This is a genomic window from Pseudochrobactrum mosebachae (assembly GCF_048914685.1).
In the GTDB taxonomy this organism is placed as follows: Bacteria; Pseudomonadota; Alphaproteobacteria; order Rhizobiales; family Rhizobiaceae; genus Pseudochrobactrum.
Genome location: NZ_CP128408.1, coordinates 1,723,689 through 1,750,000 on the forward strand (window position 1 = coordinate 1,723,689; position 26,312 = coordinate 1,750,000).

23 protein-coding genes (1 of these 23 only partly in view) are annotated in these 26,312 nt (G+C 49.1%); 19 read left to right on the top strand and 4 right to left on the bottom strand.

Annotated elements, in window-relative coordinates; genetic code table 11:
* The first annotated feature begins 7 nt into the window (after positions 1-7).
* The 3 genes from MP213Fo_RS07805 to MP213Fo_RS07815 are packed head-to-tail and all read left to right on the top strand — an operon-like array spanning position 8 to position 2,492.
* The gene (locus tag MP213Fo_RS07805) at positions 8-910 is read left to right on the top strand and encodes an ABC transporter permease (RefSeq protein ID WP_421088508.1); all 903 of its coding nucleotides are present in this window, start codon (positions 8-10) and stop codon (positions 908-910) included.
* Positions 907-1,755 carry an ABC transporter ATP-binding protein gene (locus MP213Fo_RS07810; protein ID WP_421088509.1) on the top strand — a complete coding sequence of 283 codons (849 nt, stop codon included), beginning with the start codon at positions 907-909 and terminating at the stop codon, positions 1,753-1,755. The genes MP213Fo_RS07805 and MP213Fo_RS07810 overlap by 4 nt, the downstream gene beginning before the upstream one ends.
* Positions 1,752-2,492: an ABC transporter ATP-binding protein gene (locus MP213Fo_RS07815; RefSeq protein WP_421088510.1), complete on the top strand. Its 741-nt coding sequence runs from the start codon at positions 1,752-1,754 to the stop codon at positions 2,490-2,492. The genes MP213Fo_RS07810 and MP213Fo_RS07815 overlap by 4 nt, the downstream gene beginning before the upstream one ends.
* Before the next feature lie 8 nt (positions 2,493-2,500).
* On the opposite strand, the gene MP213Fo_RS07820 is transcribed toward MP213Fo_RS07815, so the two are convergent.
* Entirely contained in the window at positions 2,501-3,103 is a 603-nt protein-coding gene (locus MP213Fo_RS07820; RefSeq protein WP_421088511.1) for a cupin domain-containing protein, read from the bottom strand.
* 211 nt (positions 3,104-3,314) lie between these two features.
* Between MP213Fo_RS07820 and MP213Fo_RS07825 the strand changes: the two genes are divergently transcribed.
* The 8 genes from MP213Fo_RS07825 to MP213Fo_RS07860 all read left to right on the top strand — a co-directional run bounded on the left by MP213Fo_RS07825 (position 3,315) and on the right by MP213Fo_RS07860 (position 12,352).
* Complete coding sequence (locus MP213Fo_RS07825; protein ID WP_421088512.1) at positions 3,315-4,895, top strand: ABC transporter substrate-binding protein; 1,581 nt, start codon at positions 3,315-3,317, stop codon at positions 4,893-4,895.
* A gap of 145 nt (positions 4,896-5,040) precedes the next feature.
* Positions 5,041-5,982 (top strand): ABC transporter permease, encoded by a 942-nt coding sequence (locus MP213Fo_RS07830; RefSeq protein ID WP_421088513.1) that lies wholly within the window; start codon positions 5,041-5,043, stop codon positions 5,980-5,982.
* Complete coding sequence (locus MP213Fo_RS07835) at positions 5,979-6,851, top strand: ABC transporter permease (protein WP_421088514.1); 873 nt, start codon at positions 5,979-5,981, stop codon at positions 6,849-6,851. The genes MP213Fo_RS07830 and MP213Fo_RS07835 overlap by 4 nt, the downstream gene beginning before the upstream one ends.
* 2 nt (positions 6,852-6,853) lie before the next feature.
* Positions 6,854-7,903 (top strand): ABC transporter ATP-binding protein, encoded by a 1,050-nt coding sequence (locus MP213Fo_RS07840; RefSeq protein WP_421088515.1) that lies wholly within the window; start codon positions 6,854-6,856, stop codon positions 7,901-7,903.
* A complete protein-coding gene (locus tag MP213Fo_RS07845) occupies positions 7,900-8,964 on the top strand; it encodes an ABC transporter ATP-binding protein (RefSeq protein ID WP_421088516.1) in 1,065 nt (354 codons plus the stop codon). The genes MP213Fo_RS07840 and MP213Fo_RS07845 overlap by 4 nt, the downstream gene beginning before the upstream one ends.
* A gap of 41 nt (positions 8,965-9,005) precedes the next feature.
* Complete coding sequence (locus MP213Fo_RS07850; RefSeq protein ID WP_421088517.1) at positions 9,006-10,790, top strand: aminopeptidase P family protein; 1,785 nt, start codon at positions 9,006-9,008, stop codon at positions 10,788-10,790.
* A 724-nt stretch (positions 10,791-11,514) separates the two neighbouring features.
* Positions 11,515-11,775, top strand: a complete 261-nt coding sequence (locus tag MP213Fo_RS07855; RefSeq protein ID WP_421088518.1) for a hypothetical protein — start codon at positions 11,515-11,517, stop codon at positions 11,773-11,775.
* Positions 11,776-11,902: 127 nt separating this feature from the next.
* The gene (locus MP213Fo_RS07860; RefSeq protein ID WP_421088519.1) at positions 11,903-12,352 is read left to right on the top strand and encodes a DUF411 domain-containing protein; all 450 of its coding nucleotides are present in this window, start codon (positions 11,903-11,905) and stop codon (positions 12,350-12,352) included.
* Positions 12,353-12,399: 47 nt separating this feature from the next.
* Here MP213Fo_RS07860 and ada read toward each other — a convergent pair whose 3' ends face one another.
* From ada to MP213Fo_RS07875, 3 genes are all read right to left on the bottom strand, one after another.
* Positions 12,400-13,485 (bottom strand): bifunctional DNA-binding transcriptional regulator/O6-methylguanine-DNA methyltransferase Ada, encoded by a 1,086-nt coding sequence (ada, locus tag MP213Fo_RS07865; protein WP_421088520.1) that lies wholly within the window; start codon positions 13,483-13,485, stop codon positions 12,400-12,402.
* 104 nt (positions 13,486-13,589) lie between these two features.
* A complete protein-coding gene (gene alkB, locus MP213Fo_RS07870; RefSeq protein ID WP_421088521.1) occupies positions 13,590-14,240 on the bottom strand; it encodes a DNA oxidative demethylase AlkB in 651 nt (216 codons plus the stop codon).
* Between the two features lie 53 nt (positions 14,241-14,293).
* On the bottom strand, positions 14,294-15,763 hold the full coding sequence (locus MP213Fo_RS07875) for a patatin-like phospholipase family protein (protein ID WP_421088522.1): 1,470 nt from the start codon (positions 15,761-15,763) through the stop codon (positions 14,294-14,296).
* 286 nt (positions 15,764-16,049) lie between these two features.
* On the opposite strand from MP213Fo_RS07875, the gene MP213Fo_RS07880 reads away from it, so the two are divergent.
* The 8 genes from MP213Fo_RS07880 to MP213Fo_RS07915 form a co-directional block, all read left to right on the top strand.
* Complete coding sequence (locus tag MP213Fo_RS07880; protein ID WP_421088523.1) at positions 16,050-17,201, top strand: M20 aminoacylase family protein; 1,152 nt, start codon at positions 16,050-16,052, stop codon at positions 17,199-17,201.
* 413 nt (positions 17,202-17,614) lie between these two features.
* Positions 17,615-19,249: an amidohydrolase gene (locus MP213Fo_RS07885; protein WP_421088524.1), complete on the top strand. Its 1,635-nt coding sequence runs from the start codon at positions 17,615-17,617 to the stop codon at positions 19,247-19,249.
* Between the two features lie 211 nt (positions 19,250-19,460).
* Entirely contained in the window at positions 19,461-21,059 is a 1,599-nt protein-coding gene (locus MP213Fo_RS07890; protein ID WP_421088525.1) for an ABC transporter substrate-binding protein, read from the top strand.
* Between the two features lie 402 nt (positions 21,060-21,461).
* Positions 21,462-22,397: an ABC transporter permease gene (locus MP213Fo_RS07895; protein ID WP_421088526.1), complete on the top strand. Its 936-nt coding sequence runs from the start codon at positions 21,462-21,464 to the stop codon at positions 22,395-22,397.
* A 4-nt stretch (positions 22,398-22,401) separates the two neighbouring features.
* Entirely contained in the window at positions 22,402-23,223 is an 822-nt protein-coding gene (locus MP213Fo_RS07900; protein WP_421088527.1) for an ABC transporter permease, read from the top strand.
* Positions 23,220-24,272, top strand: coding sequence for an ABC transporter ATP-binding protein (locus tag MP213Fo_RS07905; RefSeq protein ID WP_421088528.1), 1,053 nt, complete (start codon positions 23,220-23,222; stop codon positions 24,270-24,272). The genes MP213Fo_RS07900 and MP213Fo_RS07905 overlap by 4 nt, the downstream gene beginning before the upstream one ends.
* Entirely contained in the window at positions 24,265-25,233 is a 969-nt protein-coding gene (locus MP213Fo_RS07910) for an ABC transporter ATP-binding protein (RefSeq protein WP_421088529.1), read from the top strand. The genes MP213Fo_RS07905 and MP213Fo_RS07910 overlap by 8 nt, the downstream gene beginning before the upstream one ends.
* 96 nt (positions 25,234-25,329) lie before the next feature.
* Positions 25,330-26,312, top strand: the 5' portion of a protein-coding gene (locus MP213Fo_RS07915) for an amidase (RefSeq protein WP_421091069.1). 307 nt of this gene lie beyond the right edge of the window; only the first 983 of its 1,290 coding nucleotides appear in the window; its start codon is at positions 25,330-25,332; its stop codon lies beyond the right edge, outside the window.

A 26,312-nucleotide genomic window follows, 5' to 3' on the forward strand; every position in this document is an offset into this window, starting at 1 on the left:
TGCCAAGATGACAATATCAAACATAAGCCTTGCCGAAAGCCGTCGCCTGTTGCGGCGAGCTCGTCTAAACCAGTTCAGGCAATTTGCAGCGCGGTTTTCTAAAAACAGTCTGGGTATGGTCGGGCTGTTCATTATTGGCGTACTTGTTGTGTCTGCACTGCTGGCGCCATTGATTGCAACGCATGATCCATATCTGCCTGATTTGGCACGGCGTTTGTCACCACCTGATGCGGCGAACTGGTTTGGCACAGATGAGCTCGGCCGTGATATTTTTACGCGCATTATCTATGGGTCGCGGCTGACCTTGCTGATTGTCGGGCTGGTGGTACTAACATCCGCCCCGATAGGGCTGATTATCGGCGCGATGGCCGGAACCTATGGTGGCTGGCTGGATGCGGTGTTTATGCGTATTACAGATGTGTTTTTGGCTGTGCCTAAATTATTGCTGGCGCTGGCTTTCGTGGCCGCACTCGGGCCCGGCATTGTCAATGCTGCATTAGCTATAACACTGACCGCATGGCCGCCTTATGCACGGCTTGCACGTGCAGAGGCCCTGATCGTACGTGACAGTGATTATGTGAACGCCGTGCGTTTGGCCGGCGGCTCACAAATGCGCATAATATTCAGGCACATTATACCCATGTGCATGTCTTCGGTGATCGTACGGATGACACTGGATATGGCTGGTATTATCCTGACTGCAGCCGGCCTCGGCTTTATCGGGCTGGGTGCACAGCCACCATTACCTGAATGGGGTGCCATGATTTCAACAGGCCGCAAATTCATCTTTGATCAATGGTGGGTAGCCACAATTCCGGGCTTTGCAATTTTTACAGTCAGCCTTGGTTTCAATCTTTTAGGTGATGCGATGCGTGATCTGCTTGATCCACATTTGCGGAGGCGCATATGATGCCGTTAATACATGTTGAAAATCTGAGGATCGGTTTTCCTGCTGAAGGTGGCGGTGTCACTGAAGCCGTTAAAGGCGTTTCTTTTACTGTTGGCCATGAGAAGTTGGGGATTGTCGGTGAGAGCGGTTCGGGTAAAAGCCTTTCAAGCCGTGCAATCATGGGCGTTTTACCCGCCTATGCCAGCGTATCTGCTGATGTCATGCAGTTTAAAGATATTGATCTGCTGAGTGCTTCACCACGCACGCGCCGCCAGTTGCGCGGTGATCGTATGGGAATGATCCTGCAGGATCCGAAATTTTCACTCAATCCAGTTATGCGGATTGGTCAGCAAATTGTCGAAGCCATTTATATCGGCAACCGCTCTTTGTCGCGGGCCATGATGCGCAAAAAAGCGCTTGAAATACTCGAAGCCGTCCATATCAGAGCGCCGGAGCGTGTCTTTGATCTTTACCCGCATGAATTATCCGGCGGTATGGGGCAGCGCGTTATGATTGCCATGATGGTGGTGCGCGAACCGGAGTTGTTGATTGCCGATGAGCCAACTTCTGCACTCGATGTCAGTGTGCAGGCGCAGGTGCTGGATATTATGGATGAGCTTGTCAGCAGACGTGGTATGGGGCTGATATTTATCAGTCATGACCTCAATCTTGTCGCACGCTTTTGTGATCGGGTACTGGTTATGTATGCAGGATCAATTGTCGAAACGCTTGATGCGCGCCGTATGCATGAGGCGACACATCCTTATACGCGTGGGCTTTTGGCCTGCCTGCCAAGCATTGACGGCCCTTTAACGCCGCTGCCTGTGCTTGAGCGTCAGGCACATTGGGGGAGGGCTGTATCATGATCAGGATTGATCATCTGAATGTGCATTTTGGTGATGCTATAGCCGTGCGTGATGTCAGTTTACATGTGAAAAAGGGCGAAAGCTTTGGGCTGGTCGGAGAAAGCGGCTCAGGGAAGTCGACTATTTTGCGCACCGTGATGGGGCTGAACAGTGATTGGAACGGAGATATTGATATTGCCGGATTGAATATGCGCAAGGCCAAACGTAAAAATCTGGTGCCGTTGGTGCAAATGGTCTTTCAGGATCCCTATGCCTCATTGCACCCGCGTTATACTATTGGTCCGGCAATAGCCGAGCCTATGCATATTAATCGCATGGATAATGTCGAAGCGCGGGTTGTCGAGCTTTTACAAATGATTGGTTTGACTGAAGCCCACCGTTTTCGTTATCCGCATGAACTGTCTGGTGGTCAGCGCCAGCGGGTGGCTATTGCGCGTGCTTTGGCACTGTCGCCGGAAATATTACTGCTGGATGAGCCGACTTCAGCACTAGACGTGTCGGTTCAGGCTGAAATTCTTAATCTGCTCAACCGGTTGCGTACGGAGCTGAACCTGACATTTATAATTGTCAGCCATGACCTCGCTGTGATTTCCTATATGTGTGACAGGTTGATGGTCATGCAGAATGCGAGCTGTGTTGAAACTTTGACACGCGAGCAGTTACGCTCCGGTGAAATGCAAAGTGACTACACGCGCATGTTGTTTAGGGCCTCTCACACGCAGGCGGGCTCAGCATGAAATTTGGCTTATTCAGATTGACGGGCAAATACCGGTGTGGTGCCCACCCATAATTCACGGGCTGGACCGGTACCGATATTGCGGGCACGATGTGGCAGCGAGGATGGAAAATGTAATGTATCACCAGCTTTCAGGTGATATTCCTTGCCATTGATTTCGTAGATTAATTCACCTTCGATCAGATAGAGGAAGTCCTCGCCTTCGTGTGAAGTCATTTCAGAAGTGTAGCCTGCAGGTATATGCGTGATACATCCGTTGAGCTGAGCGCCGGGGAAACCGTGTTCCAGCAATTCATATACCCGCTCCGGTGTTTCAATATTATAGCCGCGGCGTGAGCCTGCGCGTGAAATGATCGAGTGTTCGTGTTGTGGTGTCTGTTTGAGAAAAGAATCTATACTGGTGCCAAGCGCATTTGCCACATTATAAAGTGTCATCAGCGACGGTGTGGAAATGCCGCGCTCAATCTGGCTGATAAAACCTTCCGTAAGGTCTGCCTGTTTGGCGACCTCTTTCATCGTCATGCCGATCGCCTTACGGCGCTGCCGCAATAAGGCACCAAGGCTTTCATTGTTCGCAGGCGTGTTTTTTTTAGCCGATTCTTTCGCATTCATGTCGGATTTCCACTTGACTCATATTCACTTAAGAACTTTAGTGTTGCTAAAGTTATGTAGGATTCCTGTTAATTGCAGGCTCAAAACTTTAGGGAAACTTAACATATTCCCGTCTGAAGCCAAGCATTTCATGTCCGGTTTGCCGACAAAAGATGGTCTGCAGCAGTTATGCAGGTAACAGATAAGAGGAAACTACTGGGGGGAGGCTAGTATGAAAAAACTGACATCACTGCTGTTGGGGGCAGTCTGTATATTCGGAAGTGCAATAACGATAGCGCAAGCGGTTGAGCGCGGCGGAAAGATGACATTTGCTCGTTATGATGACAGCACAGTCATTGATCCGATTTATGCCGATAGAAATCCGGATATCTGGCTGGTTACCAGCCTGTATGAAACCTTGCTGCGCAATGATAGCGATGGCCAGATTGTACCGGCACTTGCAGAGCATTTTGCGACATCAGCCGATGGTAAGACCATTGATCTGACCTTGCGTGAAGGTCTTAAATTCTCTGATGGTGCGCCGATTACCGGTGAGGATGTGGTGTTCTCACTTAATCGTGCCCGTGACAGTGCGCTTGGTCCATGGTCAGGCTTGTTGGGTTCTGTAGATAAAATTAGCGCTGACGGAAATAAAATTACCATCAGTCTGAAAAACTCGGACCCTACACTCTTGGCAGTTCTGGCCAGCTTCAATACTGCCATCATACCTAAAGCTGCATTCAGCAAGGCTGAAGGTGCGACAGATCAGGATAAGTCACGCGCATTTTTTCTAAATGGTCAGGCGGGTTCGGGGCCGTTCATTATGACTGAACGCAGTCAGGGTTCGCGTATGGTGTTGAAGCGTAATCCTCATTATTGGCGTTCTGGGGAAGATGGCAAAGCTTTGCCTTATCTTGATGAGGTTGAGTTTCTGATCATTCCTGATGATGCAACGCGTATTTTGAAATTGCAGGCGGGTGAAGTTGATGGTGCTGAGTTTATCCCGTTTTCGCGGGTGGCTGAACTGAATACCCATGCGCAGATCAAAGCCGAGCTTTATCCGTCGAGCCGTATTGTTTATGCGCCCATCAATACGCGTGACAAACGCACCGATGGCAGCGCCAATCCTTTGCAGGATAAGCGCGTACGCCAGGCACTCAACTATGCCACCAATAAGGATATGCTGGTTAAGTTGATTACCTTTGATACCGGCACGCCAATGACATCCTTGATGGCAGCATCAACCAATCTGCATTACGGCCCGGAACCGCTTTATGCCTATGATATTGCGAAGGCCAAAGCATTGCTGGACGAGGCCGGACTTGGTGGTGGTTTTGAAGTAAAGCTGACTACGCTGGCCGGTAGTGCGGAGGATTCAACTCTGTTTACTGCATTGCAGCAGATGTGGGCGCCACTTGGTGTTAAGCTGGTGGTAGAACAGGTAGATAACCCGACACGTGGCGCCAAAAACCGCTCCGGAGAGTTTGATATTCATACCTATGGTTGGGCAAATGACATCAATGATCCGGCACAGGTAACCGGTTGGCTTGGCTATTATAACATTCGCCAATCGGTTGGTACCGGCTGGAATAATCCGGAATTTAACACCTTGTTTGAAGCTTCTAATGTTGAAGCTGATCCGGCTAAACGTAAAGATCAATATGAGCAGATGCAGAAAATCTATGCAGATGCGGCACCATTATTGTTCTTGTTTGAAACGCCGTTCTCAACCGCCTTGTCAAAGTCGGTGGAAGGCTATGTGCAAACACCGCTCGGCATCAATGACTTTGCCTCTGCGTGGAAGCAAAAATGACCGATGTGACAGAGATGACTGGCCGGATTGATCAACCTTAAACATGTTGGATCCGGCCACTACCCCTTTAATCACTGTTGCATGTCGGTTTACGATTTATTGAAAGTTGTGAACCGGCATGCCAGCATTCCGGTAAAATTATTCCATGCCTACGCTCGCTTATCTATGTTCACGCTTGTTGCAGATGATCCCGACCTTTCTTCTGGTTATGATTTTCATCTTTCTGCTGGTGCGTATGCTTCCCGGTGATCCGGCCATTGCAATGGCTGATGCTAAAGCCACCGATGCACAACTTGAAATTATTCGTCATAATCTCGGCCTTGATCAGCCTTTGCCAATGCAGTTTTTTCTGTTTGTCAAGAATACACTGAGCGGCAATTTCGGTACGTCCATCATGCTCAAAGAGCAGGTTGGGACATTAATCCTTGATCGTTTGCCGACAACAGTTTTTCTGGCGCTTTATGCTGTGTTATTTGCAACATTACTGGCAGGGCCATTGGCGTTTGTGGCTGCCGCCAAACCCAATGGCTGGGCTGATATAAGTATTCGTTCAATGTTTCAGATCGGGCTGTCGACGCCGGTTTTTTACATAGGCCTACTGCTTTTAACAGTGCTCGCGGCAAAGCTGCGATTGTTTCCGGTTGGCGGTTATGGCCAGACATTTGCTGAACGTTTGCACCATTTGTTTTTACCCGCACTCAGTATTGCATTGTATATTTCCGCAATTATTTTGCGCAGCCTGAGGGCCTCTCTGATTGATGTTTTCGATGCGGAATATGTGCAGTTTGCACGCGCGAAAGGTTTGTCGCGGCGCATCATCCTGTCACGGCACGTGCTTAAAAATGCGCTTGTTTCTACAGTAACGCTGCTTGGGCTTTCCATTGGCAATCTCATGAGCGGCACATTGGTTACTGAAACCGTATTTGCGGTGCCTGGGCTTGGACGACTAATGCTGGAAGCCATTTTCGCTCGCGATTATCCGCTGATTCAGGGGCTGACGCTCACTTTCGCCATCACCGTTTCTGTGGTGTTCCTGTTCACAGATCTGGTGCAATCCTGGCTTGATCCGAGGCTTCGTCACGCATGACTATGCTTGTTCATACTCACCATAACTCCCGGTCGCGCGTGGTTGCTTTTTTGCAGCGCGCTTGCCGGAGACCGGCATTTGTTACCGGTTTCATCATTGTTGCACTCTCGCTGACAATGGCGTTTTTTCCGCAATGGATTGCGCCCTATGATCCGCTGGCTTTTGATCTTGAAGCCATGCAACAAGGCCCAAGTCTTGCACATCCGTTTGGTACTGATAATTTTGGCCGCGATATGCTGTCACGGGTTATCTGGGCGTATCGGGTCGATATGCAAATCGCATTTTTCGCTACGATTTTTGCCCTGCTGATCGGTGTTACCGTTGGTGCGCTGGTCGGCTATTACGGCGGTATTGCCGATGTTATTTTCGGCCGTTGCGTGGACGCTATTATTACTTTCCCGTTTCTGGTTCTGGTAATTGCCATTGTCGCAGTACTCGGGCCCGGTCTGATCAATATGTATCTGGCGGTTACCGCCGTAAACTGGGTTTATTATGCACGTTTAACACGTGCGGAAATACGCACCCAAAAGGCTAATGATTATGCTGCGGCAGGTATTGTGCTTGGTTTTTCTGACCGCCGCATCATTTTCCGGCATCTTTTGCCCAATATCAGCTCCCCCATTATCGTCTATTGGATGACCGATATGGCGCTCGCCATTCTGCTTGGCTCGTCACTTGGTTATCTGGGACTTGGCGCACAACCACCAGAAGCAGAATGGGGTGTTCTGATTGCTGAGGGGCGCAACTTTATTTTGACCGCATGGTGGATGAGCCTGATGCCGGGCTTGGCTATCGTATTGACCGGGCTTGGCTTTAGTTTGATGGGCGATGCATTCGCTGATCTGCTGCGCCCCAAAGGACGGACATGATCATGCGCGATAACAACTTGAAAACAAAAAATGGCGATATTTTACTGGACATCTGTGCATTGCGCACGGAGTTCGGTACGCCTGAAAGCCCGCTTGTGGCGATTGATAACCTGTCTTTGTCAGTTAGGCGTGGTGAAATTCTCGGTATAGTCGGGGAGTCCGGATCAGGGAAAAGCATAACTTTGCGCTCGCTGATTGGCATTGTCAGGCCACGCGGGCGTGTTTACGGGCAGGCGTTGTGGAAAGGGCAAGATCTTATTGCCATGAGCGAGGGGCAGCTTCGGGCGGTGCGCGGACGGGAAATCGCGATGATTTTCCAGGAACCTATGGCTTCCCTCAATCCATTGATTACGGTCGGTTTGCAGATTGGTGAAAATCTTGCCGCCCATACGACGCTGGATAAGCAGGCGCGTCGCAAACGCGCGGTAGAATTGCTCGATATGGTCGGCATTCCTTCCGCTGCCGCACGGCTCAATGATTATCCGCACGAATTCTCAGGCGGTATGCGCCAGCGTGTTATGATTGCCATTGCCCTGGCATCCAACCCGCAATTGCTATTGGCTGATGAGCCGACAACCGCGCTTGATGTGACAATTCAGGATCAGATTTTGCGGCTAATTCAGTCACTCGCACGCGATATGGATATGAGCGTCATTCTGGTAACGCATGATATGAGTGTGGTGGCACAAACCTGCGACCGGGTAGCTGTGATGTATGGCGGAAGGCTGTGTGAAACAGGCACAACACGTGAAGTTATCCGCACCCCCCGTCATCCCTATACTCAGGGCTTGTTGCGCTCCATTCCTCGTGGAGTTGCTCCGCGCACACCATTATATTCGGTGCCGGGTACGCCGCCGTCTTTGAGTGACTTACCTGTTGGCTGTGCCTTTACCGAGCGATGTTTTTTGGGTGACAGCAGCTGTGCACAAGTTCGCCCGCTGATGCAAAATTTGGAAGGTATGCAGCAGGCAGCCTGTCATAAATTGCAGCAATTGCCTTTTAAGCGCGCGCATAAACCAGCAAACACTGTTGGCGGAGAAACCCTGATATGACGGCAATTGCTCTTGACGCGATTGAAACGACGCCATTGCTTGGTGTGCGTGATCTGACAATGAAATTTACCAAAGGGCGCTCTCTGGCCGATGCTGTGATGCGCCGTCCTGCTCAGGTTGTATCTGCGCTCAATCAGGTAAGTCTTGATGTCATGCGTGGCGAAACACTTGGTATTGTGGGTGAATCCGGCTGCGGAAAATCTACACTGGCACGCTGCATAGTTGGGTTACATCAGCCGAGTTCGGGTCAAATCCTGTTTGAAGGGCGCACAATCCATGCCCAGAGCAAGCAGGAGCGGAGGATATTTAACCGCCGTGTTCAGATGATGTTTCAGGATCCTTACACATCGCTTAATCCGCGTATGACAGTGCGTGACGTGTTGGAAGAAACGATCAGTGTACATCAGATGCGCCGAGGCCCGCAAATAGCACAACGTATAACTGAACTGCTTGATCTTGTGCGGTTACCACAAAATGCTGCGGATAAATATCCGCATGAGTTCTCCGGCGGTCAGCGCCAGCGTATTGCAATTGCACGGGCTTTATCACTGGAACCGAGCTGCCTTGTGGCCGATGAACTGGTCTCTGCACTCGATGTTTCAGTGCAGGCGCAGGTGGTTAATCTCTTGCTTGAACTGCAGGAGGAGCTGGGTTTATCGATTATATTTGTTGCCCATGATCTGCCATTGGTGCGGCATTTGTCACATCGGGTGGCGGTAATTTATCTGGGAGCAATTGTTGAGATTGGTGCCTCTGAGGAGCTTTTTGCCGCCCCTATGCATCCTTATTCCAAGGCTTTGCTGGCGGCTGCCCCTTCACTTGATCCGGATGAAAGGCGCGCCGCACCGGTTTTGACCGGCGAGTTGCCAAGTCCGCTGAATATACCGTCAGGCTGTCCTTTCCATATTCGCTGCCCGCATGCGAGACCACTTTGCCAGCAGGAAAAGCCGGTATTACGGGCAATGGATAGTGTTGGTGCCGGTAATGGTGAAGCTTCGCCGCAGATGTCGGGCATGGTTGCCTGTCATTTTGCCGAAGACCTGCAAAACTGCGCCTTTTGAAAGACGTGTTACGGTAAGGAAATCCTATAATGGATAGTAAAATGAGCAAGCAGAAGCAGCACTTGCAAGCTTTGCGTGCGCAACTGTCGCTTTATCGCCTTGACGGTTTAGTGGTGCCACGATTTGATGAGCATCAGGGTGAATATTGCGCGAATCACGATGAACGGCTGGCCTATGCAACGGGTTTTACAGGTTCCGCAGGCGTGGCTTTGATCATGCGGGATCAGGCCGTTATTTTTGTTGATGGGCGCTATCAGGTGCAGGTGCGCAACCAGGTCGATATGAGCGCCTTTACGGTTGAGCATTTTTTTAATAATCCGCTGAAATCCTGGTTACGAAATCATGTTAAAGCCGGTCAGCGCATCGGATTTAATGCCATGCTCTTGCCGCCGCTCTGGGAGCAGGATTGTGCTACCGCAGTGCAGGCAGCAGGTGGTGTGTGGGTGGCTATGACAGAGGATCTGGTAGACGGAATATGGGGCGATCAGCCTGAAAAACCGCTTGGCCAGATTATGGCATTTCCTTTGCAGTCTTCTGGTGAAAGTGTTGCGGATAAGAAAATTCGTCTGGCGCAAGCTCTTGAGGTTGCGGGGGCGGATTATTTACTGGAAGCACAACCGGATAATATTGCGTGGTTTTTAAATGTGCGTGGGCGGGATGTGGCGTGTAATCCAATGCCGCACTCTTTCATGATCGCGGGCAGAGATGGCAGCGTACAATGGCTGGTCGACCGGCGTAAATTGCCGAATGATCTTTCCGGCTTTGAGTTGGATGGTATCACTATTGCCGAGCCTGATAGTCTGTTGAACCGTATTGGCCAGATCAGCAAAGGCAGTGTGGCATTGATTGATGCAGGCTTTGCCCCTTCAGCTTTTGTATATGCCGTGGAGCAGGCAGGCGGACAGGTGGTTCTAAAGCGTAGCCCTCTGACAGATATCAAGGCATTGAAAAATCCGGTTGAATTGGAAGGGTTTCGTGCAGCGCACCGACAGGATGGGTTGGCATGGATCCGCTTTCTGGCATGGCTGGATACAGAAGGACGCCAGCGTGCCCAATCCGGCAATCCGGTTGATGAAAGAGAAGCGGAAGAAAAAATTCTGTCTTTCAGGCAGTTGGGGGGTGATTTTGTCGAGCCGAGTTTTCGTACGATTTCAGCGGCTGGTGCCAATGCTGCTATGTGTCACTATACGGCCTCGGAGAGCAGCAATGCACCTATTCTCAGTGATAATGTTTATCTGCTTGATTCCGGTGGTCAGTATCTGACCGGCACAACAGATGCCACCCGTACTACAGCCTTTGGTTGTTTGTCGGATGAGGTGCGCGATGCCTATACAGCGGTGCTCAAAGGGTTGATCCTGATGATCTCAACCAGATTTCCACAAGGTACACAAGGCCATCATCTTGATGCTTTGGCACGCCGTCCGCTATGGGCGATGGGGCTGGATTATGATCATGGCACTGGTCACGGTGTTGGGCATTTTCTCTCTGTGCATGAGCAGCCGCAACGTTTTGACAAGCGCATCAATGAGGTCAGCTTACGCGCCGGTATGGTGACAACAATTGAACCCGGTTATTACAAGGCGGATGCCTATGGCATGCGGTTGGAAAATCAGGTTGAAATTGTGGATGCCGGTTCTGGCTTCATGCGTTTTGAAAGCCTGACACTGGTACCGCTTGATATGCGCCTAGCTAATCTGGCCGCCTTGAACAGTGAGGAAGTGCACTGGATCAATTGCTACCATCAGCGCGTATTGTCTGAAATGTCGCGCCACCTTGAAGGGGAAGTACTGGAGTGGTTGCGTGTACGTTGCGCTGTGCTCGACTGATCGATACTTTTTAACCTTAGAAAATTTGATATGATTATTGAAATAAAAAACAAGGATCGGGATGTTTAATATCCCGATCCAAAATGAATTGAGCGAGCAAACAGGTAGGTTCAAAAACACACATTTGAAATAGGGTAGCTTTCAAGAAGCGCTGGATTGATAGCTGGTGGGCCGCAAACGGCCTCAAGTCTGTCATTCCGCCGCGCACATCTTTGTCTCAAATTAAGCCTTGCGATGAATGTTGGTATTGGTGGTTGCGTGCGCCTGCAACCAAAATCAAAAAACAATCAGAACATAAGATCGCAGCAATAAATAACCCCGCTATGAAAATGTCGGTGACGGCCCCTCTATCTTAGATTAATTGATGGAGATTAGGCATCTGTGAAACCGTCTCAACAAATCTTTCTATAAATAACAAGCGGGCTAAAACGGCTCAGCTGCTGCTTTCAAGTAAGATCATAGCCCGCCTTATTATAGTCTAGCTAGTCGGTGCTCTTTTTATTGGCAAGGCGAACGATGGCTACATCAGCCTCTGGATGGTGTACTAGAATGGGAAACGTTCAGGTTGGATCGGAACGCTCGCTCTAGATTTTAGCTTTTTCGCATTGTGATACCTATCAACTTGATAGTGAAATGCTCTGGCAGATCTATTATAAAGCGTGTGTTGGTTTTGATTGCTATGATTTTGCCAATCGTTTTGCTTTCGAATGACCTCGCAATATTGATGGATCATGGTATCGCTGTATCAAAAGCGCCTGTGGCTCTTGGCGGTGTGCTTATAGCTATCATTGTCTTTAAACTGCAATCCATCAAAGCTGTAAAGGCCGCTTTAAATAATGAAATGCAACGCGCAATTAATTTGTGTTTAGGGGCATTTGTTTCAATCGTAGGGCTGACTGTTCCGGCAGTACTGTTTATTGGTTTAATCACTGGCAGAACAGTCATTATGGGAATTCTGCCGTCGAAACCGTATTGTTTTTACTGACTATTGCGCTCACTACTCTGAGTTTTATGGGTCAGAAGACATAGCCGATACAAGGTATGCTGCATTTAGCGTTATTTGCCAGCTTTACGGTGCTGTTATTCAGCAACTGACTTTCAAGGATATTGATATGAAACATGTACAGAAAATGCTTACGGGGATTGCAGCACTTATGTTTGTTTCTGCTAATTCAGGCGCAATAGCACAGCACAATAAAGTGGTAGAGCTTTATAAGTCACCTTATTGTGGTTGTTGCGTTGGCTGGGCAGATCATATGAAAGCGGCGGGTTTCCAGATCGTTGAAAACAATGTTGAAGATATGAGCCCGATTAAAGCGAAATATGGCGTGAGCGATGATCTGCAATCCTGTCATACTGCCATTATTGATGGACATGTTATTGAAGGGCATGTGCCGGCCAGTGATGTTCAGAAGTTACTTGCAGAAAATGGTGCGCCTTCTGGTCTTGCAGTACCGGGTATGCCTGTTGGTTCCCCTGGCATGGAGCAGGGCGATATCAAAGAGCCCTATCAGGTGATCCGGTTTTCGAAATCTGAGCGCAGGGTTTTTACACAGTATTAATAGCTTAGCATTGTTTGTTAGGTGCTTTAAGCGATAGCCGGTACTGTTTATTCAGTGCCGGCTTTTTCTTTATTCAACAGGCTTCTTTTACGTTCAATACCCCAGCGATATCCCGAGAGACCGCCATCATTGCGCACAACACGATGGCATGGCACCACAATAGCCACCGGATTAGCGGCACATGCACCGGCTACGGCGCGCGCTGCTTTGGGTTTACCAATGAGCTGCGCCAGTTCTGCATAGCTGACGGTTTGCCCCGGTGGTATCTGGCGTAAAACCTGCCAGACTTTTTGCTGAAACAGTGTGCCGTGAATATCGAGTGGTAAATTAAACTCGGGTTGTGGCTGGTCAATAAAGCTGAGAACTTGATTGAGCGTGGTTTTAAATCCGGTATCTGCTTGTTGAATTTCTGCTTTGGGAAAGCGTCGCTTCAGATCATTCAGTAAATCCTGCGCTACATCACCGAGTAAAATAGCAGAAATGCCTTTATCGCTGGCAGCAACAAGAACTTGCCCGAGCGAACAAGGCGCAATGGCATATTGCAGCATAATATTGATACCTCCCTTTTTATAAGAAGATGCGCTCATGCCAAGAGGCATGTGTTTGGCCGCGTAAAAATTGCTACTCTCGTTAAAACCTGAATTATAAATGGCTTGGGTAACAGATATTTCGCTGATTGACAGCTCATGTTGCAGTTTTTCAATCCTGAGGGATTGGGCGTAATTTTTTGGTGTCATGCCGGTGATTTGTTTAAATAGCTTGTGAAAATATGAAACACTGAAGCCGGCTTTATCAGCGAGCCTGTTGAGATCAGGTGGTGTTTCACTGTCACGGATCATAGTGCAGGCTTCTGTTACGATTTCTGCCTGTTGCTGCCGGATTGTTTGCTGCCTTTGCGGATGGCAGCGCTGGCAAGGCCGAAATCCTGCTGCTTCTGCTTGAGCAGAGGTATCAAAAAATTGGGTATGTTCAGGTTTCGGACGACGTGACGGACAGACGGGGCGGCAATAAATACCTGTGGTTTTGATTGCATAGACAAATTTTCCGTCATATTCCGACGCGTGTTGCTGCACCGCTTGCCAGCGCGGATCATCAATGATCGTTAATAAGTGTATTGGCACAGCTTTTTTCACGGGCAGCCTCTGTTATGGCTATGTCTGCACATTTACGAAAATATATATATGAAATGCTTTAGCTTGCGATGGCCTCAGGCACACTGCAAATCTTATTTTCAAATTTATGCCGCTTTACGAAATGTGAGATTAATACGGTAGCAGCCAAGCAAGGGATGTTGGCCGTCTTTTAATGTCGGAATACCATGATAATTAAGTCGCGAAGGCCCGCCCCATACTACCACATCCCCATGCTGCAATGCATATTTATGCACAGTGTCACTGCGCTTTAAGCCACCAAACTGAAATGTGGCCTGTAAACCCAGTGAGACAGATACGATGGGATGATGCGGGCTTTTTTCATCTTTATCCTGATGCAAAGACAATTTTGTTTTTGGCTCATAGCGGTTAATCAGGCACGCATCCGGTGTAAAATCCGGATAACCGGCTTTGGCCGCAGTTTCTTGTGCCAACTGCATAAAACAATCGGGCATTTCAGGCCATTTAAGGTTGGTTTGCGGATCAACTGGGCTGTAACGATAGCCGCTGCGATCACTGATCCAGCCAAGCGGCCCACAGTTGCTCATCGCAACAGACATTGTAAAGCCACCAGGGGTTACCATGTGCCGGAAGGGAGCTTGCGCTGTTATAAGAGCCAGGGATTGCAGTAAATCTGTTTGTGTCTCAAGCGCTGCGCCACGCAGTAAGACCGCGCCTTCAGCAAGAACTTCACGATCTGGTAAGGCTGGAGTGAGAGGCGAAAACAGGTCTTGCATGGCTTTCAATCAATCAGAAAAATGATCATAAGAGATTTTCACTATATCATATCCTAATTAAAAACGGGAAGTTGTGCTGCTTGACGCTTCACGGGTAAGACATGCTTGGCTTGTGATACTTGAGCGAATTTTTGAATATCCAGCACAGCGTTCTGTATGTTTTCATTTTGTATAACGGCTTTACGACCGGATTCGATAGCCAGATCAACTTGTTCTTTTGGTAGCTGAAAGCGGGTCGGAATGCGGTTTAAGCGTTTTTGGGTTTCAGCATCCATATCTCTGAAGCTGAGTGCCTCCACGATCAGGCTGACATCTTTGCAGTTCCAGCCCTGTAATGTGCCGCGATGGCGTTTAACGGTTGTGAGCGGTAAAGCACAGCGATAGCTGATGAGGTCTTTTTGCCACTGCGTTGTTGCAAGTTTCAGTGCATCAAACCCGTCGCGTACGGATGCTGAGATTGAGGTATAAGCGGTTGCAGCGGCTACTTTGCTCAGCACCGGACCATGTAAGGTTTTTACCCACGGATCCTGACCGGCGGTTCCGGCATCAGCAACAATAAAAATCAGCTTGCGCAGTTTCACCGCTTCTTCCGGCGACAGGGGGCCATGGCCGTTATTGGCGCCAGCCCGCGCCAAAGCAAAAGGTGTAACGCCGATATTGTCTGTCAGGCCACCATCGAGCAATTTGATATAATGCTGATCAGGGTCATTGCGATAGGCATAAAGGCTGCGCGCATAAGCATTGAGTCTCAGTGGAGCATTCGGATTGACCAATGTGCTTTTAAGCCATTGTGGTGGTTGATAATTGCATTTGGTCTGTTTGGCAGAGACTACAACCGGTGCAAAAGCGGCCGGTACTGCTGCAGACGCGCTGACCGCATCAGAAAGACGGACTTTGCTCAAATCACTGCACAAGGCATCAAATGTATCTTCAGTAAAATGAAATGGTGTGCGGTTATAAATATCAGATGCAGTAAGCCATACTGTAGGCGCATCACGATAGCGCAATGATGCGAAAGTTTTACCGTGAAACAGGTTCTTGTCCAGCCACAGTGACAGGCCGTTACGGTCATTCAGGCCGCCATTAATCGTGTGATAGACATTTTGCGGCACCAGCAGCGAGGTGCGCAAATTTTGCTCGGCATTGCGGTAAAGAAATTTTTCACGAAAATCCTGATAGCCCTCTGTGCCGGCCATACCGAAATAGGCGGCAGCTACCGCACCGCCGGATGTACCGGAAACCAACCTTACATTCTCAATCAGGCGCCTTTTGTCAGGATATTCATCAATGATAATTTCATCAAGCGCTTGCAAAACGCCATAAGCAAATGCTGCCGAACGGGTGCCTCCACCTGAAAAAGCCAGCGCAACAACAGTTGAGCCATCATCACCGGCATCGGCAATATAATCGGTGCGTTTGCTGTCTATGATAGTTTCATGATCATTGATCGGGCCGATATCTCTGGATGCGCAGGCAGACAGTGTAAGCAATGCAGCGCTGATAAAACTGATTGAGATACGCAAATTCTGCTCCAGACCCAGATGATTGTAATATGCAGCGAAAAACTGCTCGCATTATCTTTACGAGAGGGAAATATTTCCGGCAAGAGCTAAGCAGCTTTCTGACACTATAAGAATTGGATAAACAGAGCTGCTAAAAAAGCTTTGCTATAAGTCTGGATAGTTTTACAAAAAGCTTGAAAGTGATGATCTTCCTGTTGATGAATGATCGGAATTCGCCTGTAAAAAGCGGCTTTTTTCTCGGCGCGGTAATTTCTGCAAATAGACTGAAATAATAAGGGGAGAGAAAATGGGTAAGTTTGATTTCAGTGCATTTTTGCCGGAATTGATCAATATCAGGCATCAGTTGCATGCTATGCCGGAAATCGGCTTGTCGGAATTCAAAACATCAGAATTTATTGCGCAGCATTTGCAGAAATGGGGTTTTGAAGTTACACGCGGTCTGGGGCAAACCGGTATTGTCGGAACTTTGAAACGCGGAGACAGCAACCGCTCTATCGGGTTTCGTGCTGATTTTGATGCTTTGCCGATTCTCGAAGAAACGGGGCTGCCTTATGCCAGCCTGCATGAAGGTGTTATGCATGCCTGCGGGCATGACGGTCATACGGCGATGTTGCTTGGCGCTGCTTATGCTTTGTCACAAGATCAGGATTTTAACGGAGCTGTACATCTGATCTTTCAGCCTGCCGAAGAAAATTTCGGTGGTGGAAAAATGATGATTGATGACGGTCTGTTCGAACGCTTTCCTTGTGAACAGGTTTTTGCCATTCATAATATGCCGGGCTTGGCGACGGGCGTATTTTCAGCCAAAGCGGGTGCTATGGCGGCATCGATTGATGTGCTGACGCTGACTGTTAAAGGCAGCGGTGGTCATGGCGCGATGCCGGAATTGACTGTTGATCCGGTGGTGGTGGCCTCAAGCATTGTGATGGCTTTGCAAACACTGGTGTCGCGCAATATTTCTCCGCATCAGCCGGCAGTGCTTACCGTTGGTTCGTTCCAATCAGGGTCTGCCTGCAATATTATTCCGGATACGGCGGTACTTGAACTGTCAATGCGGGCGATGGATCCAACAGTACGTACAGCTTTGCGCGAGCGTGTAAGTGAAATTTCCCGTTATCAAGCCAAAAGTTATCAGGCTGAAGTGCAGCTGGATTGGGCTGTCGGATATCCGGCGACCATTAATAATACGCAAGCTTATGAGCTGGCACGTGACGTGGCGATTACCGGATTTGGCGCGGATGCTTTTGAAGAGCTGGGTATGCCGATGATGGGCAGTGAGGATTTCTCATTTCTACTTGAAGCTGTGCCGGGCGCCTATATTTTTCTCGGCAATGGTAACAGTAGCGGGCTCCATACCAGCCGTTATAATTTCAACGATGAAATCTTAGAGCGCGGTGCGTCTTTCTTTCATCAAATGGCGAAATCCAGCTTGGTCTAAACTAAGTTTGTGCTGCAATTTGCCTGTGGCTGCACAGGCAAATCAGTCAAGGCTTTTATTGCTATCGTGCATAAACACACAGTGAATGGGAGTAAATTTTTGCCCTATAGTGTGGTTGAGCGAAGGCCAGAAGCTGGCATATAAACGCATTTGGCTATGCAGCGTGCTTTATATCGTCTAAACGCAGCTTTGTTGTGCTAAATGATGTAAAAATAACCGCAAATTTTAACATTTGCACAGCTTGCTTTTCATTTCGTATAATGAAAGGCTTTAGAAAAAGAACAATCAGACTACTGCTGCCTCAAAAATGATGCGGCCAAGCATGACGGAAATTTTTGACAATACTGCAGAGCAACGTGAAATAAAATAATCACACAGAATTGCCTGCAGCAGCATGAAGGGGAGGGCGCATCATGGCGAATAGTCAGATGATTATTGCCGATAAAATTTTGCACAATGGTACCATCTGGTGCGGTTATGAAGAGGGAACCGTAGAGGCTCTGGCTATTTGGCAGGGCAAGGTACTGGCTGCCGGCAGCATGCAGGATGTGCTGGCGCTCAAAGGTGAAAACACCGAGCTTATTGACCTTAAAGGGGCATTTGCCACGCCGGGTCTGAATGATGCCCATCTCCATCTGATCTCCACCGGCCTTTCACTCAAGCGTATTGATGCAACGCCGGCCGCATTGCCTACCCTTGCAGATTTGCAAGAGGCTATCCGTGCTAAAGCTGCAACATTGCCAAAGGGTGAGTGGATTCTGGCGCGCGGTTATGACCAGACCAAGCTGGATATTGGCCGGCATCCGCATAAATCCGAGTTGGATCAGGCTGCACCGGATCATCCGGTTATGCTGACGCGTGCATGCGGCCATGTGGGTATTGTTAACTCGCTTGCTCTTAAACTTGCAGGCGTTGACGAAAATACGGCGGTCCCTGATGGCGGATTGATCGAAAGTAAAAACGGTACTTTAACCGGTATGCTGGCTGAAAATGCTCAGGATTTGGTGCGCCGTGTTATTCCTGAGCCAAGTGAGGAGCAGATTATTGAGGCGATTGAAGACGCCGGTAATATGTTGCTGTCTTATGGTGTCACTTCGGTGATGGATGCAGCGGTTGGCCAAGTGGCCGGGTATAAAGAAATCCGTGCCTATAATATTGCCAAGCGCGACAACCGCCTGCCGGTGCGCACATGGCTGGTACTGCTTGGTGATCCGGGCAAATCCGTTGTACCGCAGTGTTTCGAAAGCGGGCTGGTTTCAGGTGTTGGCGATGATATGCTGACCATTGGTGCTGTAAAACTGTTTCTCGACGGCTCTGCAGGGGGCAAAACTGCATGGATGTCAAAACCCTATCTGGGAGATGACGGTAAGAATACTGGTGTGCAAATTCTCAGTGATGAAGATTTGCAGGCCATGGTGCTTGATGCCCATGCCAAGGGATATCAGCTTGCTTGCCATGCTATTGGTGATATGGCGATTGAACAGCTGATCACAGCCTATGAAAAAGCACTCGCTGCCTATCCGGATGCTGACCGCCGTCATCGTATTGAGCATTGCGGCTTCTCAACACCTGCACAGCACGAACGGATGAAAAAAGCCGGTATTTACCCATGTCCGCAGCAGGTTTTCATCTATGATTTTGGTGATGCCTATATTTCGGTGCTGGGCGATGAGCGCGGCCGTCCGAGCTATCCGCTGAAAACATGGCGCGATCTTGGTTTCAAGCCTGCGACCGGCAGTGACAGCCCTGTTTGTCATCCAAATCCGTTTCCTAATCTTTATACAATGCTGACCCGCAAAACGTGGAAAGGCACTGTGATGGATGAAACCCAGTGTGTTTCGATTGAGGAGGCCTTGCAGATTTATACCGAATTTGGCGCATTCTCCCAGAAAATGGAGACTGTAAAAGGCAAATTGGTTGCTGGACAGGTTGCGGATATTGCTGTGTTTTCACGCAATCTCTTAACGGCTGCACCTGTTGATATCCTCAAGGACACTGAGTGCGTGATGACATTGCGCGGCGGTGAGGTTGTGTTTAACCGCCATTGACAAAAAATCTGGCGCGGACCACGCTCCGCGCTATAAAATTTATGCTTTGTAGAAATCGGTGGCAAAATACGGGAGGCTCCTGACCGGATATGAAGCACGGATTACAGCATTGTACGGGTAGTATCATACAAATCACTGCCTGCATGATGTGTAAAAACAAGGGGCGATCAAGCACCTGATAAACAATAATAGTAAAATGAGGGGAATACGCATGATAAAACGCTTTGCACTTCTTTCCGCGCTCACAGCCGGCCTTTTGGCCAGCGTTGCGCTGACCGCTTCTGCAGAAGAGCCACGCAAAGGCGGAACGATTAATTTCGTTGCGCCGTATGGTTCAAGCTTCGGCACACTTGATAATCAGGCATCACCGGCAACACAGGATGAGTTTGTTACCAAAGCCATTCATCGTCGCCTTTATGCATGGGACGGCACTGCGAATAAGCCGGTTCTTGATCTGGCAACCGAAGTTACAGCCTCGGCAGATCGCCTGACTTATACATATAAGCTGCGTCAGGATGCAATTTTCCATAATGACAAGCAGATGACTGCTGACGATATTATCGAAAGCTATAAGCGCATTATGACCCCGGGCAAAGCCTATACCGGTGCGCGTTATATCAGCGGCATCAAAGGCGCATCAGATTATTCTGATGGCAAGGCACAAGAAATTTCGGGCCTGAAGAAGGTTGATGATTTCACGCTGGAAATCACGTTCAATGAGCCGGTTAATCCGGGCTTTCAGCTGATGGAGCCAAGCACTGTAATTTATCCGGCCGGTGAAGCCGATAAAGACAGCTTTAAAAGCCATCCGATTGGTCTTGGACCTTTCAAATTTGCCGAATATGTTCCGGGTTCACGCCTGACCGTTGAAAAATGGGACAAATATTACGAAAAAAATAAACCTCACGCTGATAAGATCAATATTATGATCATGGGTGAAGCGTCTGCGCGCGACGTAGCTTTCCGTAATAAGGAAGTTGATGTTTCGGTGCTCGGGCCTGCACAATATGTATCTTATAAAGCTGATCCTGAACTGTCGAAAGGCATTCTGGAAGTTGCAGAAGTCTATACCCGTCTTGTCGGCTTCAATATGGATTATAAGCCGTTTCAGGATAAGCGCGTTCGTCAGGCCGTCAATTATGCGATTGATGCCGATCTGATCATTAAGCGTCTGGGTAAAGATAAAGCCTATCGTGCAGTGAGCTGGCTGCCATTATCTTCGCCTGCCTTCGACAAAGATGCCCAGCCTTATGCTTTTGACCCGGAAAAAGCCAAAGCACTTCTGGCGGAAGCAGGTTACCCGGATGGTTTCGAGTTTGAATTGACTGCCACCCAGAATGAGAGCTGGGGTCTGACTATCGTTGAAGCTATCATTCCGATGCTCGATAAGGTTGGTATTAAGGTTAAGGCGAGACCGGTTGAAGCTGCGGTTCTGTCAGAAATGGTTCCTGGCGGCGATTTTCAGTCCTTTATGTGGTCGCTGCAGAGTGGTCCTGATCCGATGACTGCGATGCAGTGCTTCTATTCGAAGACACCGCAATCCGCTTGTAACTATTACAAGTTCAGCAATGCTGAATATGACAAGCTCTATGAAGCCGCGCTGGTTGCTGAAACAGATGATGCTAAAAATGATCTTCTGCGTCAGGCAAACAACATCTTGCTGGAAGAGGCTCCGGTTTGGTTCTTCAACTATAATAAGGCAGTGATGGCCTATCAGCCTTGGTTGCATGGTTTGCAGCCGAACTCGGCTGAGCTTGCCATTCAGTCATATGAAGATCTCTGGGTTGATGACACAGCGCCTGCCCGCTAACCGGTAAAGACAGATATGCGCAAAAATCATTGTGCAGATCTGCTTCCGTTAAGGTTTGGTCTTTGAGACAGCGGGAGCGGTTCACTAAAATAATTGTGGAACCGCTCCTGCCAAATGAACCAGCTAATATGCACGGCAATAGCCGTGTATTGGCAATCAAGGCATCGCATAGAGTGTTGGCTTGTGATGTCTGAGGTGGGGAGCCTTGGACATTGCTTCTGCTGTTTTATCAGGTGGTCAACTAGAGCGGTTTACGTTTAAATTGGATCATGTAATCCGCTCTAAGTTATTGTTTTTACGCATTATCGTGGCCGCCCAATGATTCCATTGGACTACGAAATGCTCTAGCATTCAGACTATCTGCTATTGCAGATGCCGTTGTATTTGAGAGGGGATGGACACTTGCTACGATTTATTATCCGGCGGGTCCTGCAAATGATACCGACAATTCTTGCGGTCTCTTTGCTGATTTTTATTATTTTTAGCGTGATACCGGGAAGTTTCACCTCAAGTTTGATTGCTGATGGCAAGAGTCGTAACGACCCTAAAGTTGTTGAGCAGATGAACAAAGAGTTCGGGCTGGATAAACCGGTTTATGAACGCTTCGGCACATATATTGTCAATCTAGTGCAGTTTGATCTGGGTAAATCATTCCGGACACGGCAGCCTGTAACGCAGATGCTGATGGAGCGGGCATGGCCAACCATGAAGCTGGCCATTGCAGCAATGACAATTGCTATTCTGATCGGGGTGCCATTCGGCTTCATTGCAGCGTTGCGGCCGGGGAGTGTGCTTGACACAGTGACCATGATTGCCGCTGTTTCTGGTCTTTCATTACCACAGTTCTGGCTTGGCTTGCTGTGTATGTATTTCTTTGCGCTGACACTGGGCTGGTTGCCGAGCTTTGGTTACGGTGATGGTGGTATCCGTAATCTGATTTTGCCGGCAGTTACTTTAAGTGTCGCACCGCTGGCTTTGCTGGCGCGCACCACGCGCGCTGCTGTGCTTGAAGTGATGGGAGCGGATTTTATCCGTACCGCGAGATCAAAAGGTATGAATGCCTACCGTCTGGTTACATGGCATCTGGTGCGCAATGCGCTGGTTCTGATTATCACCACTGTTGGTTTGCAGTTCGGCTCATTGATGGGCGCAGCGGTTGTCATCGAAAAACTTTTCTCCTGGCCGGGTCTTGGCTCACTGCTGGTAGACAGCGTGTCGATGCGTGACATTCCGGTGGTACAGGGTGCCATTCTCATGATCGTTATGTGGTTTCTGATCATTAATACGATCGTTGATATTCTTTATGCGGTTATTGATCCGCGCATCAGTCACGAGTAGCGCCATGAGATTACGTTTCAATTTATTATTTGGCGGAGTGCTCTGTGTGGTTATTCTGGCCGCAGGCATTTTCGCTCCTTTGCTTGCCCATTATGATCCGGTGCTTGATGCCGATCTGATCAATGCTGAATTGCCGCCAGATGGCGAGTTCTGGTTCGGCACCGATGCACAAGGCCGCGATGTGTTCAGCCGTGTGCTTTATGGGGCACGTATTTCACTGACCGTTGGCATTGTTTCGCAGCTCATTAATACGGTGATCGGTCTGACTTTGGGTATTTCAGCTGGTTATATCGGCGGGCGCTGGGACGATTTTGTTTGCGGTCTGACCAATGTGATGCTGTCGATCCCGTCGCTGATTTTTGCGCTGGCGATTATGGCGATCTTAGGCCCTGGCCTTGGCAGTCTTTTGATTGCTCTTGGTATGACCAATTGGTCGTGGACATGTCGTATTGCCCGCTCATCGGCACTTTCACTCAAGAAACAGGGTTATGTGCAGGCTGCAAAAACACTGGGCTACAGTGATGTGCGCATTATGATTACGCAGGTTTTGCCGAATATGATCGGGCCTATTCTTGTCATCGGCACATTAGGTATGGGCGATGCTATTCTTGCCGAGGCTGCGCTTTCCTATCTCGGCCTTGGCATTCGTCCGCCATTTCCGAGCTGGGGCAGCATGTTGACGGATGCGCGGGAATTGATTGCCATTGCACCTTGGGCGGCTATTTTCCCCGGGCTTGCAATCTTTTTGACCGTTCTGGGCCTGAACCTGTTTGGTGATGGTCTTCGTGATCTGCTTGATCCGCATATGAGGAGCCGCAAATCATGAGCAGCACAGCACTATTAGAAGTTAAAAACCTACAAATTGATGTCGCGTCCGGTGATACGCGGTTTAATGTGGTCGAAAATGTTTCATTCTCGATCGGTGCGGGGGAAACATTCGGTTTGGTGGGGGAGTCCGGATGCGGAAAATCGATCACCTCTTTATCAATTATGGGATTGCTAAACCGCCCGCTTGAAATCAGCTCCGGAGAGATCTTGTTCAAAGGCCAAGATCTTCGCAAAATGAGCAACAGAGATATGCGCAAATTGCGCGGCAGTCGTATTGCGATGATTTTTCAGGAACCGATGACTGCACTGAACCCGCTTTCCACCGTTGGTCGCCAGATTGCAGAGATGTTTGTGCTGCATCAGGGGGCGACATGGCATGAGGCCGAGAAAAAGGCTGTGGAAGCGTTGGGGCAGGTGCATGTTCCGGCACCTGAAAAACGGGTCAAAAACTTTCCGCATCAAATGTCTGGTGGTATGCGCCAGCGAGTGATGATTGCTATTGCGCTGGCCTGTAATCCGGATCTGCTGATTGCCGACGAGCCGACTACTGCTCTTGATGTGACAGTGCAGGCTGAAATTTTGCGTTTGATGCAGGAATTATGCACGTCACGCGGTACTTCGGTGCTGATGATCAGTCATGATCTCGGTGTGATTGCCAAAATGTGTAAGCGTGTTGGCGTAATGTATGCCGGTCATCTGGTAGAGGAGCGTAATGTAGCGGATCTCTTCGGCCATCCTGCGCATCCATATACGCATGGCTTGCTGAGCTCGCTGCCGGTTCTCGGCCAACGTAAACTTGGTGAGCGCAAACGGTTGCAGGAAATTGAAGGTGTGGTGCCATCAATTTCTGCATTCCCCAAAGGCTGCCGTTTTCAACCGCGTTGCGAACGCGCCACGGATATTTGCCTGACAAAAGTTCCGCCGCAAACAGAGCTTGCTGATCTTGGCCAGAAATTTGCCGAAGGTCATCATAATGTACAGAGTGCCGGTTCAGTTACAGCTACCCATGCTGGCCGCGGTTTCGTGAGGTGCTACCATCATGAGTGATCAGACCACGCCGCTGTTGCGTATTGAAAATCTCGACGTACATTTTCCGGTCTCTGCAGGCCTGTTCCGTAAATCCCGGCAGGCAGTGCGTGCTGTTAATGATTTCAGTCTTGATCTGTATAAAGGTGAGTGTCTTTCTATTGTGGGAGAATCCGGTTGCGGCAAGTCCACTTTGGCACTGTCGATCCTCGGATTACAAAAGCCGACTGCAGGTACTATCTATTTTGAAGGTAAGCCGATTACCGGTGCTGTGGAGCCTGACCGTCTGGAACGGGCGAAAATGGCGCAAATGGTTTTTCAGGATCCCTATGCATCGCTTAACCCGAGGCAGACAATTTATAAATCGCTTGCCGCACCACTGCGTTTGCAGGGAATAACGACAAAATCTGAAGTAAATGATCGTGTTGAAAGAACCATGAAACTGGTGGGATTGAAGCCTGAACAGGCAACACGTCTTCCGCATGAGTTTTCAGGCGGTCAGCGCCAGCGTATCGGTATTGCCCGCGCGCTGGTGCTTAATCCTAAAGTGGTGGTGCTGGATGAGCCGGTTTCTGCGCTTGATGTGTCTATCCGTGCGCAGATCATCAATTTGTTGCTGGAACTGAAAGACGAGTTGCAACTCTCTTATATTATGATCAGTCATGATTTGAGTGTGGTTGAACATATGAGCGATCGTGTTGCGGTGATGTATTTCGGGCAAGTGGTTGAGCAAGGGCCATGGCAGCGGGTGTTTTCCAATCCGATACATCCTTATACACGGCGTTTGATGGGGGCTATTCCTGATCCTTTCGCTATTGTTAAAGGCGAAGAGGTTTTAAAACAGGATGATGCGCCGCCACCGCCACAAGGCTATGAATATTTTCCGCGTGAGTTCGGAACTCATGATGTTTATACGGTGCCGCCGGCCACAGAGCTTTTAACGGTTGAGGACGCACATCAGGTGCGGTTCATCGCGCGTTGATACATGGCACATTAGAATAGCGAAAATATGCCAGCCGGGCTGCGGTAATAATAATGAGGGTATAGTGTGAGTGCAGAACAAGAAGGCGTGCTGAAAATGTCAGCGCGTCAGAGATTGGAAAATATTCTTAAGCGTTTGGATGAGCGTAAGCAGGATGAAGCGGTCTATGTGAAGCTTTATGCGGTAAGTGCACGGGCTGAAGCTGATGCGGCAGATTTGCGTGCAGCCTCAAGCAAAAATCTCGGCCCTCTGGATGGCAAGATTATTTCGATCAAAGACCTGCTTGATGTTGCGGGTGAACCTACACTTGCAGGCTCAACCATCCGCCAAACAGCGGAACCTGCAACACGGGATGCAGTGGTTATTGAGCGTTTGCGCCAGGCTGGTGCTATTATTATCGGCAAAACGCATATGACAGAATTTGCGTTTACTGCGGTTGGCCTAAATCCGCATTATAATGTGCCCGGCAATGCTTATGATAACAGCCTCATTGCGGGCGGTTCATCATCGGGCGCTGCGGTTAGTGCCGGTGAAGCAAGCTGTGATATTGCGATTGGCTCTGATACCGGCGGTTCTGTGCGAATTCCGGCGGCGCTTAATGGTGTTGTCGGTTTTAAACCAACGCATGGCCGGGTTCCTTTGACCGGTGCTTTTCCTTTGTCACCGAATTTAGATTCCATCGGTCCATTGGCTAAAACTGTTGCGGCTTGTGCGGATGCTGATGCGATTATGGCTGGTGAAGAGCCGCTACCATTAGCACCGGTTGATTTGGCCGGACTTAAAATCGGTATGGCACAAGGCATAGTTTTGCGCGACATGGAAACGGATGTCGCTGAGGCTTATCAATTGGTGTTGGATAAGCTTGCTAAAGCCGGTGCTATTTTAAACGACTGTAGTTTTGATACGCTCATCACAACCTTGCGCACCGGCCCCAATAAAGGGTCTATCACAGGTATCGAGGCCGCACATATTCATCGTGAGTGGCTGCATGACACGTCTATGCCCGTTGATAGCCGCGTGAGTGTGCCTTTACGCGAGCGTTTAAAAACGCCGGATGCCGATTATCGCGATCTTTTGGA